The sequence below is a fragment of the Ignavibacteriota bacterium genome (assembly GCA_016708125.1).
In the GTDB taxonomy this organism is placed as follows: Bacteria; Bacteroidota; Ignavibacteria; order Ignavibacteriales; family Melioribacteraceae.
On the sequence record JADJGF010000001.1, the window covers coordinates 1788516 to 1807614 of the forward strand.

Annotated in this window: 13 protein-coding genes; 2 read left to right on the forward strand and 11 right to left on the reverse strand. The window is 28.8% G+C overall.

What is annotated here, in order from left to right; genetic code table 11:
• Positions 1 to 32: 32 nt before the first annotated feature.
• From IPH62_08140 to IPH62_08180, 9 genes are all read right to left on the reverse strand, one after another.
• Complete coding sequence (locus tag IPH62_08140) at positions 33 to 2291, reverse strand: polysaccharide biosynthesis tyrosine autokinase (GenBank protein MBK7105238.1); 2259 nt, start codon at positions 2289 to 2291, stop codon at positions 33 to 35.
• A gap of 13 nt (positions 2292 to 2304) precedes the next feature.
• On the reverse strand, positions 2305 to 2817 hold the full coding sequence (locus IPH62_08145) for an SLBB domain-containing protein (GenBank protein ID MBK7105239.1): 513 nt from the start codon (positions 2815 to 2817) through the stop codon (positions 2305 to 2307).
• A gap of 98 nt (positions 2818 to 2915) precedes the next feature.
• Positions 2916 to 4349 carry a sugar transferase gene (locus IPH62_08150; GenBank protein ID MBK7105240.1) on the reverse strand — a complete coding sequence of 478 codons (1434 nt, stop codon included), beginning with the start codon at positions 4347 to 4349 and terminating at the stop codon, positions 2916 to 2918.
• Positions 4350 to 4513: 164 nt separating this feature from the next.
• Entirely contained in the window at positions 4514 to 4942 is a 429-nt protein-coding gene (locus tag IPH62_08155) for a hypothetical protein (protein ID MBK7105241.1), read from the reverse strand.
• A complete protein-coding gene (locus IPH62_08160) occupies positions 4929 to 6743 on the reverse strand; it encodes a carbamoyltransferase (protein ID MBK7105242.1) in 1815 nt (604 codons plus the stop codon). The genes IPH62_08155 and IPH62_08160 overlap by 14 nt, the downstream gene beginning before the upstream one ends.
• A gap of 121 nt (positions 6744 to 6864) precedes the next feature.
• A complete protein-coding gene (locus IPH62_08165) occupies positions 6865 to 8838 on the reverse strand; it encodes a glycosyltransferase family 39 protein (GenBank protein MBK7105243.1) in 1974 nt (657 codons plus the stop codon).
• A gap of 23 nt (positions 8839 to 8861) precedes the next feature.
• Entirely contained in the window at positions 8862 to 9836 is a 975-nt protein-coding gene (locus tag IPH62_08170; protein MBK7105244.1) for a glycosyltransferase, read from the reverse strand.
• Between the two features lie 13 nt (positions 9837 to 9849).
• On the reverse strand, positions 9850 to 10782 hold the full coding sequence (locus IPH62_08175) for a glycosyltransferase family 2 protein (protein MBK7105245.1): 933 nt from the start codon (positions 10780 to 10782) through the stop codon (positions 9850 to 9852).
• A gap of 239 nt (positions 10783 to 11021) precedes the next feature.
• Positions 11022 to 12398, reverse strand: a complete 1377-nt coding sequence (locus IPH62_08180; GenBank protein MBK7105246.1) for a T9SS type A sorting domain-containing protein — start codon at positions 12396 to 12398, stop codon at positions 11022 to 11024.
• 386 nt (positions 12399 to 12784) lie between these two features.
• Here IPH62_08180 and IPH62_08185 point away from each other — a divergent pair, with 386 nt between their 5' ends.
• Together IPH62_08185 and IPH62_08190 are read left to right on the forward strand one after the other, a co-directional pair.
• Positions 12785 to 14257: a B12-binding domain-containing radical SAM protein gene (locus IPH62_08185; protein MBK7105247.1), complete on the forward strand. Its 1473-nt coding sequence runs from the start codon at positions 12785 to 12787 to the stop codon at positions 14255 to 14257.
• A gap of 82 nt (positions 14258 to 14339) precedes the next feature.
• Positions 14340 to 15332, forward strand: coding sequence for a glycosyltransferase family 2 protein (locus IPH62_08190; GenBank protein ID MBK7105248.1), 993 nt, complete (start codon positions 14340 to 14342; stop codon positions 15330 to 15332).
• 119 nt (positions 15333 to 15451) lie between these two features.
• Here IPH62_08190 and IPH62_08195 read toward each other — a convergent pair whose 3' ends face one another.
• Positions 15452 to 17128, reverse strand: a complete 1677-nt coding sequence (locus IPH62_08195) for a T9SS type A sorting domain-containing protein (protein ID MBK7105249.1) — start codon at positions 17126 to 17128, stop codon at positions 15452 to 15454.
• Positions 17129 to 17175: 47 nt separating this feature from the next.
• A complete protein-coding gene (locus tag IPH62_08200; protein MBK7105250.1) occupies positions 17176 to 18969 on the reverse strand; it encodes a T9SS type A sorting domain-containing protein in 1794 nt (597 codons plus the stop codon).
• Positions 18970 to 19099 lie beyond the last annotated feature (130 nt).

Below are 19099 nucleotides of genomic sequence, written 5' to 3' on the forward strand. Positions count from 1 at the left end.
GCTTTAATTTTTATTTGCTATTTATAACTTTTTTAAGAATTTACCCATTCTTTTTGTTTTGTTTCATCAACTCTTGAATAATATTTAGAATGGTTATATTTATTGTAAGATCTATAACCGCTGTTATAATCAAAATTATTTAGAACAGTTCCAATAAATGATTTTTGTCCGTGAGTAGTTAATTGATTTGTTGCTTCTACCAACCAATCAACTTCTGTTTTTTCAGCGAATACAACTAAAATGCTCATATCAACAATATGCGAAAGGATTTCTGCATCTGTAATTGTCATAACCGGTGGAGAATCAATAACTACAATATCAAATTTAGATTTTAAAAATTCTATAAAATCTTTCATTTGATCTGAACCTAAAATTTCAGAAGGATTTGTTGGAATTGTACCGGCTGCGATATAAAATAAATTATCAAAATCTGTTTTTCTAAGAATATCATCAAAAGAAGCTTGTTTGAATAAATAATTAGTAAAACCAGGTGATTTTAATCCTCCAAAAACTTCATTTACCCTTGGAATTCTTAAATCACAATCTAAAATAATTGTTTTTTTATTTGATTGTGCAAAACTTGCAGCAAGATTGCTAGCTACTGTGGTTTTCCCCTCTTGCGGAGCAGATGAAGTAATAAGAATGCTTTTGGCACCTTCGGTAATTTTACTAAACTGAATTCTTGTTCTTAACGAACGATAAGATTCGCCGGCGGCTGCTTCTGTACTTCCACCCACTAAAATTTCCGCATTCTTTTGAGTTTTATCAATTTTTCTTTCAAATTTAGGAATCCAAGCTAAAACATTTGTTGATTCTTTTTCAATATCTTCGGGAGTTTTAACAGTTTTGTCAAAATAATCCTTTAAGAAAACGTATGTAAACGCAATTCCGAACCCTAGAATTAGCCCCATAATTGCTAATAATGGTCTGTTTGGTTTTGAAGGACCTCCAGGAACTCGTGCATCGCTCATTATTAAAACATTACCTGGGGTTGATTGTTCGTTAATTAACGCCTCTTGGTATTTGGCTTCAAGAACTGTATATAATTTTTCTAATGATTGTCTTTTTCTTTCAAGTCTTGCAAATTCTAAAGTTTTACTTGGTAATTCATCAAATTTTCTATCGTATGAAGCAACAACTTGATTTAATTCACCATGGCGAGCTCGTAAGCCTTCATATTTTAATTCAGCCTGAAATAGTTCTTGAGTGATTTGTTTTAGCTCTGCTGGAGTAGAGGATAAAACTTTATTTTGGTATTCACTTTGAATTTTACTTAATCTGGCATTCAAATTTGATAATTTTTGATCATAACTTCCTAAAAGAGAAGAGTTATTGGTGCCAGAACTTGTTCCCGATAATGCTTTGGTTTTTTGAATTTCCACAGCAGCAATTTCAGTTCTCAATCCTTCAATTTCAGGTTCAACTGATTTAGACTCAACCCAACTAGATAGTGTTTTATTTCTAGTTTGATATTCTTCTTTTAACCTTGATAAATTATCTTTCGCCATACTCATTTCAATTTGGAGTCGACTTTGATCAGCCTCAAATTCGGAAGCAGTTTGAATTAAATTAAGGGCTTGTTCTCCTAATTGAACGCCGCCACCTTGAAGTTGATAAACTCTAAGATTATCTTCGGCAACTGCTAATTCTTCAAATTTTTCATCTCTTTGACTGGCTAAAAATTCTTTAACCTTAGTCAATTGTTTACGGCTATCGGCAAGATTAAAATCGCGATAAACATTAGCATATGCATTAGCAATTATAGCAGTTTCTTTTGGTGAACCAGATTCAACAATAATTTGAATAAAGTCAAGACCAGTAACTTGTTCAACAGTAACGTTTTCAGATAATAAAGCAGCTAAAGATCTTTCAGATCGAACTTGAGGTTTGGAATTATCAAAAATTCCAGAACTTTGATTCACTGCTAAATCAAAAACTTCAGAATTCCCAATTTGCTTAAATGAATCAATTACAACTCTTGCTACTTCTTCTCTAATAGATCTGTTTTTCATCACCTCAATTTCATTTGCAATATATCTGTCTGTGCTTGATGATCCAAGCGCCGCTTGAAGCGGATCCGATAAAATATTTTTATTTTGAGGTTCTGAAATTTTAAGTACAGTAGTACTTGTATAAATATCTGAAGAAGTAATTGCATAAATTAAAATAACAGAAAAAATTACAAGACTTATTGTTAAAACCAACACAAGGTTTGATTTTAGCAAATTTAAATAATTGACTGAAGTTTTATTACCTTTAGAACTTGAATTAAAATTTTTAGCTTTTTCCACTAAATTATTTCCTTTATTTTAATCTTAAAATCAAAAGCCATAACGAAATTACGGCAGAAAAAATACTTAGTCCTACCTGAAACCAATTTTTAAAATATAATCTTGGAGAACCTGGAACTACTAGTAAATCACTTCCTTGTAGTTTTGGAATTTTTCGATTCTGAACTTCAAGATTATCTGCCCAAAGTAAATCATTAAAATTAAATGAGAATAGATGTTGGGTTGAATCTTCCATAACTCTGTAAAGTCTTAAATCTTCCAAATCCGAATCGTCGGTTGGTCCGCCGGCATAGGACAGCAAATCACTAACTGTTGTATAAACAGGTATTTGATATCTTCCAGGGTATTTTACAAATCCCCATACGGATACACTCATATTAATAGCCTCTGGATCAGAATAATCATAAAATCCACCTTGTCTCTGTGAAGTGACTCCAGTATATTGAGTTCCTAAACGGACATCGTTTTGAGCACTCAAACCATATGCCAAAAGAAGCAAAAATATAATTGTTAAATTTTTTTTCATTATTGTTATATTCCTCTATTTGGGTCCATTGAAAATATTAACAATTTGGTGTTAATATCGAAAAAAAAAACATTTTTTTTATAATTAGATACAGATAATTATTTTCCGCCTTTTGAAAATAACATAACAGGAATAGTTTTAAGAATTAATTGAATATCTAACCAAGGGGACATATTATTAACATAGTACAAATCAAGTACTACAGAATCTCTAAATGATACAGAACTTCTTCCCCAAACTTGCCATACGCCTGTACAACCAGGTAATACATTAACACGTCTTTTTTGCCAAGTATCATAATTATCGAATTCATATGGTAAACTTGGTCTTGGTCCAACCAAACTCATTTCACCTTTAATAACATTAATTAACTGTGGTAATTCATCTAAAGACAATTTTCTAATTATTTTTCCTATCCAAGTTACTCTATTTACATTTATAATTTTAGTATCTCCGTTTTGAGAACCGTTATTTTTTATAAATTCAATCATTTGTCTTTTTCTTTCTTCTTCACCTTTTTCATCAACTGTCATAGATCGAAACTTATAAAATTTAAACGGCTGCCCACCTTGACCAATTCTATCTTGCTTAAAAAATATTGGTCCTTTTGATGATAGTTTAATCAAAATAGCTAATATAAAAAATAATGGTGAAAGGAGAATTACTCCAATAAGTGAAAGTATTAAATCAACAATTCTCTTAAGTTTAAGCGTTAAATTGTTACTATAATGAGGTGAAACACCAAGAACAGGAATTCCAGCATATTTTTCAGTCGAAACTTTTTTAGTTACAATATCAAAAAGTTCGGAAGTTAATTTAACAGTAACATGTAATGAATTGCACAAATCTAAAATTTCTAATAATCTTTCATAGTTAATATCATCTATAGCAATAATAATTTCATCGATTTTAAACTCATTATTAATTCGTTTTAAATCTTCGATTGTTCCTAAAACTTCAATTCCGTTTAGTTTTTTTTCCGGAACCTCATGATTAACAACAAAACCTAAAACATTTATTCCTTCCGGATTTTCAAAAAGCAATTTTGTTGCAAGTAATTTACCGGTTGTACCATCACCAACAATTACTACATTGCTGTTGAATTGTTGTTTATACTTTAGAAAGATTCTTCTGCCAAATTCAACTCTAAAAATATAAATTGTCGGAACCACAACCAGCACAAACATAAATATTATTAGTCGCGAATCGAGTATTTCCGAAGATTTTACTAGATGTGAAATAACAACAACGTTTAATGTTCCGTAATAAAGTGATTTAATTATTGCGGTTAGATGTGCAGAACGGTTAAAAATAATGTTTATTCTATACAGATTGTTAACTTGAAAAATGAAAATAAAAAAAGCTGCGGCAATGAAAAAAAGTGCTAAAATTGGGAAAGAAATTTTTATAAAACTAAATAATTGTAGACTTTTATCATATCTAACAACATAAGCAGAAATTACAAATGCTGTCGATAAAATTAACAAATCAAATAGTGCAAAATAGAATTTATATTTTGGAACTTTTGTCATAATGATTGATTAAATCGAATATATCTAAATATAAAAATTATTAATAATTTATTAAATGTAATTATTTCTATCAATTTCAAAACAGAAAAATATTTGTGCAATTAAAAGCATATTTTTTAAAATCGAATGATTTAACTCACATTTAACTATTTTACAACCTCAATCTAATACATTTTTTCAATATTTTGTAATAAGTTATTTTTTTGAATCCAAAATGATTTTATTTCAGACTTTTTGCTAAGATTTAAGAAATCTTTCCCGAACATTTTTGCTAAAATTCCAATTGGAGTTATTACAAAATAAAATAAAATTGCTAAAATTATTCTTGAAACAAACCAGCCGAGAATTAACGCAAACATCATCCAATATTTGTAAATATTTGATAAACTTTTTGGTGCAAAAATTCCGAAAGCAATTAGCAAAAAACCAATAACTGAAATAATTGATATGAAAATGGTAAAATTGATTTTCCAAGTTAAATATAGTCCAATAATTAGCAAAATTGAACCAATCGTAATTCCAAATTTCTTTAACGATTTTTCACTAAAGTCAATTTGCTCAAGCTCATATTTTGTATCTTTAATCAAGCTCATATTTGTCTTTCCAGTTAATAGTATCAATAAACTCCGGCTGAGTTTGTTTATCCAAAATAAAATTTCCTAAAACCAAATAATCCATTTCGGTTCTCATAAAACATTTATATGCATCAAGCGGAGATTCAACAATCGGTTCACCTCTAACATTGAATGAAGTATTAATAATTACGGGACATTTTGTTTTTTCGAAAAATTTAAAAATTAGTGCGTGATAAATCGGATTATCATTTTTGTTTACGGATTGAATTCTTGCCGAATAATCAATGTGAGTAACTGCCGGAATTTCAGATCTCACAATATTTAATTTATCAATTCCGAATAGTTTTTGTTCTTCTTCACTCATTAAATTTTGCTTTTCTTTTTTTACATCTGCGACTAAAAGCATGTACGGACTTTCTCTATCAATCTCAAACCAATTGCTAATTTCTTCTGCTAAAACCGAAGGAGCAAACGGGCGGAAACTCTCTCTATATTTTATTTTTAAATTCATCTTTTTCTGCATTTCGGGAGAGCGAGCATCGCCAATTATTGAGCGGTTCCCAAGAGCACGCGGACCAAATTCCATCTTGCCTTGAAACCATCCAATTACTTTTTCGTCTATTAAATAATTACTTACATAATCAAATAAAATTTCATCGGAAACAAAATTGTATGGAATTTTTTTCTCATCGAGAAAAGTTTTTATTTCATTGTTAGAATATTCTGTTCCAAAATAAGATCCGCCTTGTATTGATCTATCAGATTTTATTTTCGGATTATTTAGATAATCATGATAAACCATAAGCGCTGAACCCAAAGCTCCGCCGGCATCTCCGGCAGCGGGCTGAATCCAAATATCTTCAAAAATATTTTCTCTTAATAAAATTCCATTGGCAACACAGTTTAACGCAACTCCGCCGGCTAAACATAAATATTTTTCGCCGGTAACTTTTTTTATATGTTTTGCCATTCTTAACATTATTTCTTCTGTAACAACTTGAATGGATTTTGCCAAATCCATTTCGCGTTGAGTAAGTTCGGATTCCGATTGTCTTTCCGGACCATCAAACAAATCTGCAAACTTCTTATTTGTCATTTTCAATCCGGTTGGATAATCAAAATATTCCATATTCATTGTAAATGAGCCGTCTTCTTTCAGATCAATAATATTTTCATATATTTTTTGAACATATTTTGGTTCGCCGTATGGAGCCAATCCCATAACTTTATATTCTCCGGAATTTACTTTGAACCCAGTAAAATATGTGAATGCCGAATAAAGTAAACCTATGGAATGCGGAAAATGCTGCTCAGCAATTATTTCAATTTTATTATCATTACCAATTCCGTAAGATGAAGTTGCCCATTCGCCAACGCCGTCAATTGTTAAAAATGCCGCGCGGTTAAAAGGGGATGGATAAAATGCAGACGCAGCATGCGATTCGTGATGTTCCGAAAATAATATTTTCCCATCATAACTTAAATCTTTCTTAATTAAATCGGGGATCCACAATTTTTGTTTCAACCACAAAGGCATTGCAGTCATAAAAGATTGTAAACCTTTTCCGGGGAAAGCTAAATAAGTTTCTAAAAGTCGATTAAATTTTAATAGAGGTTTGTCGTAAAAAGCAACAAAATCTAATTTATCACTTTTGATATTTGCAGATTTTAAACAAAACTCAATTGCATGTTTAGGAAAATTATAATCATGTTTCTTACGTGTAAATCTTTCTTCTTGAGCTGCGGCAAAAATTTTTCCATCTTGAATTAAACAAGCTGCAGAATCATGATAATATGCGGAAATGCCAAGAATATACATAATCAATAAAAATTACTTAAGTAAAATTTCAATTAATAATTCGAAATATAAAAAGAATATTTGTTGATATTGATAACTAAATTGTGTTGGAAATTTTGATAAAATCTAAAAATAGAACAAATTAATTCTTTGGAAATTTATAAACTTTTAATAAGCCATCAATTCCCTGATAAACAAGATTAGATTTATACTTTTCATAAAAATTTATTTGAGAAAGCCAATTTTCCGGAAATACTACAAACCAAATTGTTTGTTTTCTATTTTCTATAAAATTTATTAGATCATCATTTTTATAAATTAATTTAGCTTCGCTCCATCGTTCTTTGGTTCCGTTTTCAATGCTTAAAATACTAAATGCTTCATGGTTATAATCAACATTAAAATATTCAACACGAGGTAAATAATATTCAAGACTATTTTCGTTAATCATAATTATATCATCTTTCTTTGCATTTTTTGTAATATAATTTACGGGATTTTCCACATCCCATCTTCTGTATAAATGCTTTTTAATTCTTCCATTATAAATAAGTCTGTAGTTCACATCAGCTTTATCAATATTGATTAAATGATAAAACTCAAAATCTTTTGATAGACCAAATGCAGAAAAAACCACAATTGGAAAAATTAAAGTTGCTAAAATTGGTTTGCGTGAAAAAGTGATTTCAGAAATTTTCTGAACCGAAAATAAAACAAGAATAATTAAAAGTGGAACTGCAAAAAAAGTATAGCGAGTTTCATCATATTCTAATGTAGGTACAGTAGCCAATAAACTTACAAAAATTAGTGATCCAAATAAAAATTTTACATCTTTCTGATTTTTCAATTTTGTAAAAAGTTGAATAATTAATACGACGCCGAAAATAACGGAAAAAATTGTTACTATAGGAATTGTTCCTAAGTAATTTAGAATTGTGTAATAATTATCCGGAAAATTAAAAAAAGCTACAAACAATCTTTTGCTAATTCCGCCTATTGAATATGAAGAAAAATTATCAAAAAGTACAAACCAATTTTTTGATAATATTCCAAATGTAAACCAATAAAATAAATTAGTTGCAAAAAGTGAAATTAGTAAAGTGTTGAATTTTTTATTCTTGAGATTAAATTCTAATAAATCCCAAAAGACCAATAGAATAAAGCTTAAAATGAATAATCCGAATAAGTTAAGAGTTGTAAAAATGGTAAGAATAGATAAAGAAAAAATCTGCCAGAATTTTTTCTCCGATAATAATTTTACTAATTGTATAAAAATGTAAATATTTATTGTAATTAAAAATAATGTTAGAATTGATGTTAAAATATTATCAAACGCAAAAGGGAATAAAGTTTGTGGAATTTTAATTGGCGATTGTTTAGTTGCTTCACTAACAAAATCAACTAATTCTGGAGGTAACGTTGGAACTGAATTAAATTTACGAAATCCAAACATGTTAAAAAATGTTGAAGCAAAAAATGTTAGTGTTGAAGCAATAAAATAACTCAATTTAAATTTTTTATTTACAACAAAAGGAGCAAAATTGAAAACAGCTAAAAAAATACTTCCTTCATAAACAAGAAAGGAAATTGCAGAAAGTAAAATCATCCACTTAAAATTCTTAAAATTTTTATTGTTAAAATCTTCTAAAGCAAAATACATATACCACATAAAAATTGCTTGAAATGGCGTATACATTCGTGCAAATCTTGCAAATTCAATTTCCCAAATTGAAAAAGAGAAAATCACAATTACAATTGCCGCCAAAAGTTTATTACTAATTTTTTTTGAGATTAAATAAAGCGGGGGAATTGTTAATAAATTTGCAACAACTGAAAATAATCTTCCGGCAAGTTCTGCTTTTACACCAAAATTTAGTAATAAAGCAATTAAGTATTGAAATAAAATTCCGCGCGAGTAATATCCACCGCTTGGAAATTGAGGTAATCCGTATTCTAAAATAAATTCTGAGGATTTAATAATATAATATTCATCTAAAGCTAAGGTCCATTTTCCTAAATCATCAAATCGGATTAATGTTCCAAGGAAAACAGAAATAGAAATTATACTCCAATAAAATATGTTGGGATTTCTTTTGAAGTTTTTGAGAGATAACATAAATTATTATAAAAATTTAATGATCAAGATATAACTTTTGTGTCATCTTTTTTGAAAGTATAAACATCCTCAACAATATAATCTTTAATATCTTTTGCGTGAGTAAAGATTATTAGTTCGCCAACCAAACCAATTGCAAATGCTAATATTCCAAATACTATTAGAAGAATGCTGACTAAAACCATTGGTCTATCTGCTAACGCAACTTCAAAAAACATTCTTTGGATAAATAAAATAAAACCAAGTAATAATCCTAAACTAAAAATTATTAAGCCGGAAGATCCGAAAAACCTAATTGGCTTTTTTGTGAATTTTATTAAAAAGAATAGTGATAAAAGTTCCAAACCTCTTTGTGTGTAACTTTGAAGCGGATATAATTTTTGTCTGTAATCAACTTTGTGCTGTTTAACTTTTATTTCTTTTACTTTGTAACCTAAACGCCAAGCCCACAATGGCAAAAATCTGTCTTGATCGCCGTACATATAAATATTTTCAAGAATTTCTCTCTTAAAAACTCTAACGTTACATTTCAAATCATGATATTGTGTGCCGACAAATGATTTTACAATTTTGTTAAAAGCTTTTGATTGAAAATTATTTAGAAAACTATCTATTCGCGGATATCTCCATCCAACTACCATATCGCAATCTTCAATATTGCTTATCATGTTTGGAATTTCATCTGATTCAACTTGTTGGAAAGAGGGAAGTGTAATTATTAAGTTTCCTTCTGAAGCTTCAAATCCGGCTTGCAAAGATGTCGCATCGCCAAACCATCTTCCTAATTTTACAATTTTTATATTCTGATTTTTTTCGTGAATTGATTTTACTTCATTCAAAACGCCGGGCATATTTCCATCAATTACAAAAATTACTTCGTAATTCAGATTAGTCTTATCTAAATTTGCCTTATAACTTTCAAATAATGGTTTGATATTATCAAATTCATATTTCTGATAATAAACAATTATTGCCGATAAATCATATTTGTTGTTCATTAAATCTCCAATATTAAGCTTTGCTAATTTTAAGCTTGTACATTTTTTCGATTTTTAAATTTCCGCTTCTGTAAACTAAGTGACAAATAATTCCTAAAAATCCAAGAGTGAATGATAAAATTCCAAATAATGCTGTTGATCCCAAAAGCACCACTAATGGATAACCGGGATTGAAAAACCAAGTTGTGAGTGTAATTCCGAAAAGTATTAATGAAAGTAAACCCGATATTAATACGGGAAAACCAAATCCGAATAATGGTTTGTTGAAAGACGAAAAAACAGTTTTAAGTGCAATTAAATCTAAAATAACTTTATAAATTCTAGATAAACCATATTTTGATGAACCGAATTTTCTTGCGTGATGTTTTACTGGAATTTGTGTAAATGAAGCACCGGTTAATGCATTTATAACTGGTAATAATCTATGCATTTCAGAGTACATGGGAAATTTATTTATTGTTTCGGCTTTATAAGATCGAATAGCGCAGCCGTTATCTCTTACCGGAATTCCCGTAACATTTCTAACCAATGTGTTTGCAATTTTTGAAGGGAGTAATCGAGTAAATTGACTGTCTTGTCTGTGCTCGCGCCAGCCGAGACAAATATCATTTCCTTCGCCAAGTTTTTCCATCATTCTACCAATATCTGATGGATCGTTTTGGAGGTCACCATCCATTGTTACAATATATTTACCAACAGCATTTTGAAATCCGGCATGCAGACCGGTAGTTTGTCCGTAATTTTTTTTAAGTTTAACAACTTTTAATCTTGAATCGGATTTAGCAATTTCTATCATTTTATTTAAAGTATTATCTTTGCTTCCATCATCTACAAGAATTAACTCATAACTATATGAAAGTTTTGACATTGATTCCGTTACAGCGTTGTAAAGCGGCTGAATAGAATCTTCCTCGTTATAAAAGGGAATAACTATTGATAAATCCATTAAAAGTTAGCTTTGTTGAGAAATAATTGAGTTTCATAAACTATACCAAAAAAATAGCAATATTTGGCTCAAAAAAATACAAAATCTTTACCAGATAGTATCATTTTTGATTTTTTTATGAATTCTTTATCAAAATGAGATATATAATAAATTATTATCGATAAATTTATTAATATTTTTATGAGAAATGTTTATCAAGCTTATAAATGAATTTTCATTTAATGATCTTTTATGAAAAATTATTTAATTAGGTTCATTTTTTTAATTTGAGAAAATTGATTACCAATATCCAGTTTGTAAATATAAGTGCCGCTTGCAAGTTTTGATCCATCAATACTAATTTCGTGTATTCCGGCATTTAGTTCTTGGTCTAATACTTCCAATACTTTTTCTCCCAATATGTTATATACATCCAATCTTGCATTACCAACTTCTTTCATCTTTATCTCTACTTTTGTACTTGGATTAAACGGATTTGGATAATTCTGGCTTATTCCATATTCACTCGGTATGGTTTCTTCATCTGTTGTTTCTTCTTCTTTTACTTCTGATGTAGAACTTATTCCATATACTTCCATCTCCCATATATCACACCAGCTATTTCCTTTACTTCCGGTTATTATTACAGTTATATATCTTGACTTTACTCCTCCCAAACTATGTTCCGACCAATTACTTCCACTATCTGTTGTTTCTTCCTTTATGAAATTTCTTTCCCCATATTTCCCACTGTAAAATTCACAATCATATGTTATCCCTTGGTCTGATCCATATCCGTCTATCATTATCTTTTCTACTTCTGTTTCTTCTCCCAAATCTATTGTTACCCATTGCGGAAACCCAGCAACTGCCCATCTTCCTTCTGATGATGAACTGTAATTTCCTCCATTACTCATTGAGGTGATTCCATCATACAACATTGTGTCTGTATATTGTTCTCCGGTTACTGCGGAAGCTTCTGTTCCGGTTATGTTTATTTTTACTGATTTATTTTCTTCTTCCTCCTCTTCATTGCCTTCTATAACTGTAAATATACTTACATGACTTTCCGGATTTGTGATGTTCTCAAAATTCTTCCCCGTTATTATCGTGCTTACTGTTCCCTCAAAATCCCACTTTATCCCTAATAAGTTTATCTTACTTAGGTCTATTTTTCCCTCAAGTTCAAACTTCCCGACTAATGTTTTCTTTGTGATTATATCATTTCCTATAAACGAGACAAATGTTAGTTCTGTGGTTCCGTCTATGTTTTCTACTCCTACGTACAAATCCGGTGAATTCAGCAGTTCTGAACTTCCTTCCACATAACTTAATTTCAAACTTGTTAAATCTATACTTTGATTTATACTAAGAGCGCATTGATAGCTTGTTAACTCAAAGGCTTCTCCTACATTCTCTATATATACACTCGCTCCTATACTGCTGTCACTTTCTATCGTTATATCTTGGATAGACATTTTATAAATATTAGCCGCTTTAATATTTATAGAAAGAAGTGAAATAATTAGAACATTAAATAAGTAAAATTTTAGTTTTTTATTTACACAAAAATTTGTAATTTTGTCCCGCATTACAAATACTCCCATTCCTTTTGTTAATGCATTTAGGGCTAACAAGTTGCCGCTTGTTAGTCCTTTTTATTTAAGTATGTCTTTACATTTTTTATTATCCTATCAATTCGAGTATGTTTATTTCCAATTTTGATGCCAGAGTGATTTTAATCACAAAAACTTAAGATTAGTGCTGAAAATCAAATATGAAAATAATGTGTCTCAATTTGTTATACTGGAAGTAGAGCAAATGTTAATTTTGTGTATTAGTTTTGGGACAAGCGAGTTGAGTATTAAAACAAATAGAAATATTTTAATAAATAAATCTTTAATTAAGCTCTTAAAAGAAATACTACATAGATAATTACCGATACTGATTAATTTACTTAATTTCTTTTGTTACAAATCACTGCAAACTTGGAAAAATATTTCTTCTTACAATTAAAAAAATTATGCTTATTTATTTAACATATTTGCAAATCAACTCTTATTATGTTCATGGCTATAATTACGGACTTGGATATATTGCATCTGTACTCAAAAGTAATGGATTTAATGTTAAGTATTTTTCTATTTGGAATTTGAGTGATATTGAAAATTTTTATAGCGGCATTAATTTAGATAAACCAGAAGTTATTGGATTTTCTGCAACGAGCTCGCAGTTTCCTTATTTAAAAGAAATCTCAAAAAATATTAAGTCTTTTTCAAACTCATATTTAATTTGCGGTGGTGCGCATACAACACTCCAACCGGAATCCATAAATCAAATTCCGGAACTTGATGCAATTGCTGTTGGCGAAGGTGAATATGCAATGCTGGATTTGGCGAACGCAATTCAGAATAAATCAGATTTTACTCAAATTAAAAATCTTTGGGTTAGAAAAGGAAATGAAATTGTAAAAAATCCGGTTAGACCATTAGTTGAAAATTTGAATCTTCTTCCATTTCCGGATAAAGAAACGTTAGATTATCAAAAAATTCTTGATATAAGCAAAGGAAATAACAGATTTATTTTCAGCAGAGGATGCACTTTTAAATGTTCGTATTGTTCAAATAGTGCGCTGTCTTCGGTTTATCCGAACAAAAATAAGTATTATCGATTTATGGAACCGGAACTTGCAATTGAACAAATTAGAAATGATCACGAAAAATATAAATTTAAGTTTATTACATTTGATGATGATACAATTTCGCTGAATAAAAAATGGTTTTTCACTTTTTTTGAGCTTTACAAAAAGAATTTCAATTATCCCTTTAGGTGTAATTTACGAATTGAAACAGTTGATGAAGATGTTGTAAAATTATTGAAAGAAGCCGGCGCGAGAAATATTGGAATAGGTTTGGAACATGGAAATGAAGAATTTAGAAGAAAAGTTCTAAATAGAAAAATGTCAAATGAGCAAATAAAACATGTATTTTCTTTAGTAAATAAATATGAAATTTCGCATGATGATTTTATTATGGTAGGATTTCCCGAAGAAAATCGAAAATTATTTTTTGATACTGTAAAATTATCAAGAGAAGTCGGAGCCAAAGGAAAACCATCAATTTTTCAGCCTTATCCCTCAACTAATTTAGCAAATATTTGTGAAACGAATAATTGGATGCCCAATAAAGAAGTATATAAAGAACGTTATGAAGCAGTAATAGATTTTCCAGAATTTAAAAAAGAAGACATACAATTAAGTTCTGAAGTTTTTCAGTTTTTAATAAAATATAATTTCCTTCCATTGTTTAATGTAACAATTTATTTAAGGATTTTACTATACTTCAGTAAAGTTCAAAATTCTACAATTCATTTTGCAAAACAGATTAGAAATAAAATGAAAAAGTATTTAAATAAATTTTCTGAGAAAAAGAAAAAATCTGCTTTGGGAACTTCTATATTCGATTTTAAAAATTCTGAAAATATATCGAACATATAACTTGAAAAAAGTTATAAATTCAATATCTTATTTATCTAAAAATTCTACAATTCAATACTGATTTAAGGAAAATGGGAAATAAATGATTGAAAAAATTTCAGTAATAATTCCGGTTTATAATACAAAAAAATATGTTAAAGCATGTGTTGATTCAATTCTTGAACAAAAAGAGTTTGTACATGAAATAATTTTGATAAATGATGGATCAACAGACGGTTCCGGAGAATATTTGGAAGAAATATATTCGAAAAATCCATTAATAAAAATTCATCACACAAAAAATCAGAGACAAGGTCCCGCCCGTAATTTTGGGACACAAATTTCTACCGGCGAATTTATTTATTATTTTGATTCCGACGATATTCTTAAACCGGGATTGTTTAAAAGATTTAACGAAATTTTAACAGAACATCAGGATTTGGAAATTTTTGCATTCTCCGCAATTCCGCTTATTGATGAAGATTACAATTTATCCGAAGTAGAAAAAAAGAGAATAAATTCCACAACTGTTTATTCGCGAAAAACAAATGCTGTTTGCAATACCGGAGAAGATGCTTTTAATTTATTGTATAAAATTAAATCATTTTCACCACTGCCTTATTTATATATTTTCAAAAAATCCATTGTGGTTGAAAATAATATTCAGTACAGATCAATTCGGTTTGAAGACGAAGAATTTGCATTTCAATTATTTCTACATGCAAAAAAAACAATAATTAAAGACGAATTTTATTGCGATAGAAGAATTAGAGAAGGCTCAACAATGGAATTGGATAGATGCTTTGCAGATATTTTTGGATATATTCAAACAAACGAAACTCTGGAAAAATTAAAAAATTTGAGCTGGCTTAAAGAAGAAACTTGGCAAAATATTGATAAAAAAATTATTAATCTTGCTAAAGCAATGATAATTATGAAAACCGCCAGCAATTTGCGGCTTTCAGCAGATGAAAAATCAACTTATAAAAATGCACTAAATCCACTTAAGAAAAAGAATAGCGAACTTGCAAAATTCTATTATACTTATCCGGCAGAATACAAATTACGAATGTTGAAAAAGAAATTTTTAGGATAAAAAAAATCAGCAGAATTTTATTAAAATAATGCTGATTTTCTTAAAGTTTTATAAGCTAATCAAAGAGCAAGATAAGTACAAGATAGAGCCAATTACAAGTTAGCCCATTTTCACAATTTTTATTTTATTAAAACCATCTTTTTTGTTTGAACAAAATCACCGGTTTTTAATTGATAATAATAAACACCGGTCGATAAATTAGTACCATCAAAAACTACTTCATAATTACCGAATGATTTATTTTCATTTATTAAAGTTGCAACCTCTTTACCTAAAATATCGTAAACAATTAGTTTTACGTTTGACTTTTCATTTTTCGCATTTGACGGAATAGAATATTTAATTGTAGTACTAGGATTAAATGGATTGGGGTAGTTTTGGTAAAGAGTGAAATTAGATATTAATTTTTTATCAACATTCTTAACATCGGTGATTTCATCATTAGACTTTAAAATTGTTCCGCTATCACCAACAGCCCAGCACGTTTTACCATCGAATGAGTAAAGATTGTTAATTTTACTATTATCATAAGTACTCCCGAAAAATTGTAAATCCCATGTTACTCCACCATCAGAACTTTTCGAAATTGTAATGGGGTCAGCAATATCATAATCCCGATTATAACCATAAACTCTTCCTAACAACCAACCAATTTCATTATTATAAAAATGAATTTTCTCTAATTGATTTGTTCCAGGTGTGAGAACAGTAAATTCATAAAGAATGGAGCTTTTTTTATCTTGATCTAATTTTCTAATTCCGTAACCAATATAATTTGGATAATTATACACCCAGATTCCCCATAAATTTAGATTTTCCAAAATACTAATATCAAAGAACATCGATTCAATTGATTGCCAAGTAGAACCTCCATCTTGAGTTATGTAATTCCCATAACAAGATTCATTAAGAAAATAAGTTAAAGTTATGTAACCAATACTCTCGTTTATATAATTAAAATTTTCAATAGACTCCAGATAAATATAATAACCTAAATGGTTCTTTAATGAATCAAGTGAAAATATTTTTTGATTATTGGTACCAAATTCGTCTATTTTAAATAAGGAATTTGAATGCTCTAAATTATTGTAATTCTCAAAAGAAATATAATAAATGAAACCGTTCTGATAAGTTAACTTGCGAATCCAGTTGATTTCAGAATTTGAGTAAACGGAAACCCAATTTACTCCGCCATCGTTTGTACTAAAAATCTCATTATTTTTATAGGCGAAACCTTTTTTATCATCAATGAAAATCACATCCAATAAATTTTTTTCGGAAAATTCCGATTTTATATCCCAAGTTATTCCGCCATTGTTTGTAACTAATAATGTGGAATTACCCCAAATTATTCCATTCAAACTGTCAAGAAAGTTTATATTGTTCAGATTATAATTTGTATTTGATTGAATATACTTCCATTTATTTTCTCCAATTATGTTAAAAAAAATATTCTTATAACCACTACTTGATAAATCGGGAATAATACTAAATGTATTTGAATCGCTAGAATCATAAATTTTTAATTGGCAAAATATGGAAGGAGTATTGGGTACTATCCATTCAAAAAGTCCATTTTCAGCTTTGTAATTTTCTATTATTAGTTTCCATGTTTTACCAGCATCTATTGAGTATTCAATATTGATGTTTTCAATACCGTTGCTGGTCCATGTTAATGGTTCAATTGATCCGACATTGAGATATCTTAATGTTTCGGCAGAAAATTTAACTGATTGAGCATTTATGGAATGTAAAAAATAAAAATTAGTTAGGATTAACAAATATAAAATTTTCATTAAACTTCCATTAAAATTAAAATTAAAGAAAAGATTATTACATAAAATTATTTAAGCAAAACCATTTTCTTAGTTTGAACAAAATCCCCGGTTTTTAATTGATAATAATAAACTCCCGCTGCAAAATTTGATGCATCAAAATTCACTTCATAATTTCCGGAAGATTTAGTTTCGTTAACTAAGGTTGAAATCTCTTTCCCAAGAATATCAAAAACTATTAATTTTACGTTTCTCGTTTCACTTTTTTCGCCTGCCTGCCGGTAGGCAAGGTTTATCGGAATCGAATATTTTATTTTTGTCGTGGGATTAAATGGATTTGGATAATTTTGGTAAAGAGTGAAATTAGTTATTAATTTATGTTTTATATTCTTAACATCCGTAATTCCATCTGTAAACTTTAAAATTGTTCCGCTATCACCAACAGCCCAGCATGTTTTACCATCAAAAGAGAAAAAATTATTGATTTTCGGTGAGTTGTATAGACTATTTGTGTATTGAACATTCCAAGTTAATCCGCCATCTATTGTACCGCAAATACTAAATGTGCTATCTAAAATATTATATTGTGAAGGATAAGCAATCATCCATCCAACTTTTTCATTTATGAAATAAATATTACTAATTTGTTTATCTGCAAAATCATATTCAATTATATTTCCGGAAATAGAATCAATTGTTCCTAAATAATAATTAAATAATCCGAAATCATTCGAAACACTGCCTAAGCTATTCCATCCTTTATTTGGATTTAGGAAATATGATGAATATGAAAATTGGGCAATTATTTTATTTGGAATATCAATTTCTGTTTGCTGCCATGTTTTTCCACTATTGCTTGTTTGAATTGTAAATGATGATTTTGGGCAATATTCAATTCCGCCGCAGTTATTACCCATGCTTTCTTCAGCAATAGCCCAACCGGATTTCTCGTCAATGAAATTATAATCAATAATATGATATTCACTATTATCTTCAAAAGTCGACCAAGTATTTCCTCCATCTTCCGTTCTATAAATTCTACTTAAATTTAAATTATAATTACTTCCTCCATCTTCATTATACTTAAGAATAAACCATCCAACTTTACTGTTATTAAATTTTATATTACTAATTGATGTTTTGGTTGGGAAAGGCATATCTTCTGAAAATTTTGTTTCAAGAGTAAATTGAGTGTGCCAAGTTTTACCACCATCTTCTGTTTTCTGAATAACAGAACTATCTGAATCTTCTGAAATTTTATCAATTTTCCAACCAGTATTCTCATCAATGAAACAAATACTTTTACTGGTAAAATGAGATTTTATTTGCCATGTAATACCTGCATTATTTGAAACCAATAAAATATTATTACCGAAAGCTATACCATTTTTATTATCATTAAATTTTATACACAATAAATTTTCTAAGGTTGGAGTTGAAATTTTTGTCCACTCATTTTTTCCGTAAATTGTAAAATGATGAATCCACTTTGTATCGTTTTCCGAATCAAAATGTGTGATTGGATAAATACTATATATGCTATCATTAGAAGTATCTGTAATTTTAATTTTGCAAAAAATTGATGGTGTATTTGGAATAACCCAATTATAAAATCCATTTGCAGCCGGATAATTATCTTCAATAATTAACCATGATTTTTCACTATCAGTTGAATATTCAATTTTAATATTATTAATTCCACTATTTTCCCAAGTTATTTGCTGTATTGAACTAGATTTAAAATTTGCTTTGTTCTCGGTCCAATCCATAGTTAAGTTAACCGATTGCGAATATAAAGTAGAATTAGAAAATATAGTGAATGTGATAAAGAATAAATAAATAAGAAATGTTATGTTTTTCATGGCGGACTCATTTTATTAAACATTTTTGATAATAATATTTATTTAACATTGTACATTTATAATTATTGTCAATAATTATTATCACATTTTGAAAAATTTAATTATTTATAATAAAAAAGGAGATAAAAGC

Coding starts and splice junctions, on each gene's coding strand:
- IPH62_08165 (MBK7105243.1), bottom strand. CDS start 8,838: ATGTTATCTCTCAAAAACTTCAAAAGAAATCCCAACATATTTTATTGG.
- IPH62_08155 (MBK7105241.1), bottom strand. CDS start 4,942: ATGAGCTTGATTAAAGATACAAAATATGAGCTTGAGCAAATTGACTTT.
- IPH62_08150 (MBK7105240.1), bottom strand. CDS start 4,349: ATGACAAAAGTTCCAAAATATAAATTCTATTTTGCACTATTTGATTTG.
- IPH62_08160 (MBK7105242.1), bottom strand. CDS start 6,743: ATGTATATTCTTGGCATTTCCGCATATTATCATGATTCTGCAGCTTGT.
- IPH62_08145 (MBK7105239.1), bottom strand. CDS start 2,817: ATGAAAAAAAATTTAACAATTATATTTTTGCTTCTTTTGGCATATGGT.
- IPH62_08185 (MBK7105247.1), top strand. CDS start 12,785: ATGCTTATTTATTTAACATATTTGCAAATCAACTCTTATTATGTTCAT.
- IPH62_08170 (MBK7105244.1), bottom strand. CDS start 9,836: ATGAACAACAAATATGATTTATCGGCAATAATTGTTTATTATCAGAAA.
- IPH62_08175 (MBK7105245.1), bottom strand. CDS start 10,782: ATGGATTTATCAATAGTTATTCCCTTTTATAACGAGGAAGATTCTATT.
- IPH62_08190 (MBK7105248.1), top strand. CDS start 14,340: ATGATTGAAAAAATTTCAGTAATAATTCCGGTTTATAATACAAAAAAA.
- IPH62_08195 (MBK7105249.1), bottom strand. CDS start 17,128: ATGAAAATTTTATATTTGTTAATCCTAACTAATTTTTATTTTTTACAT.
- IPH62_08200 (MBK7105250.1), bottom strand. CDS start 18,969: ATGAAAAACATAACATTTCTTATTTATTTATTCTTTATCACATTCACT.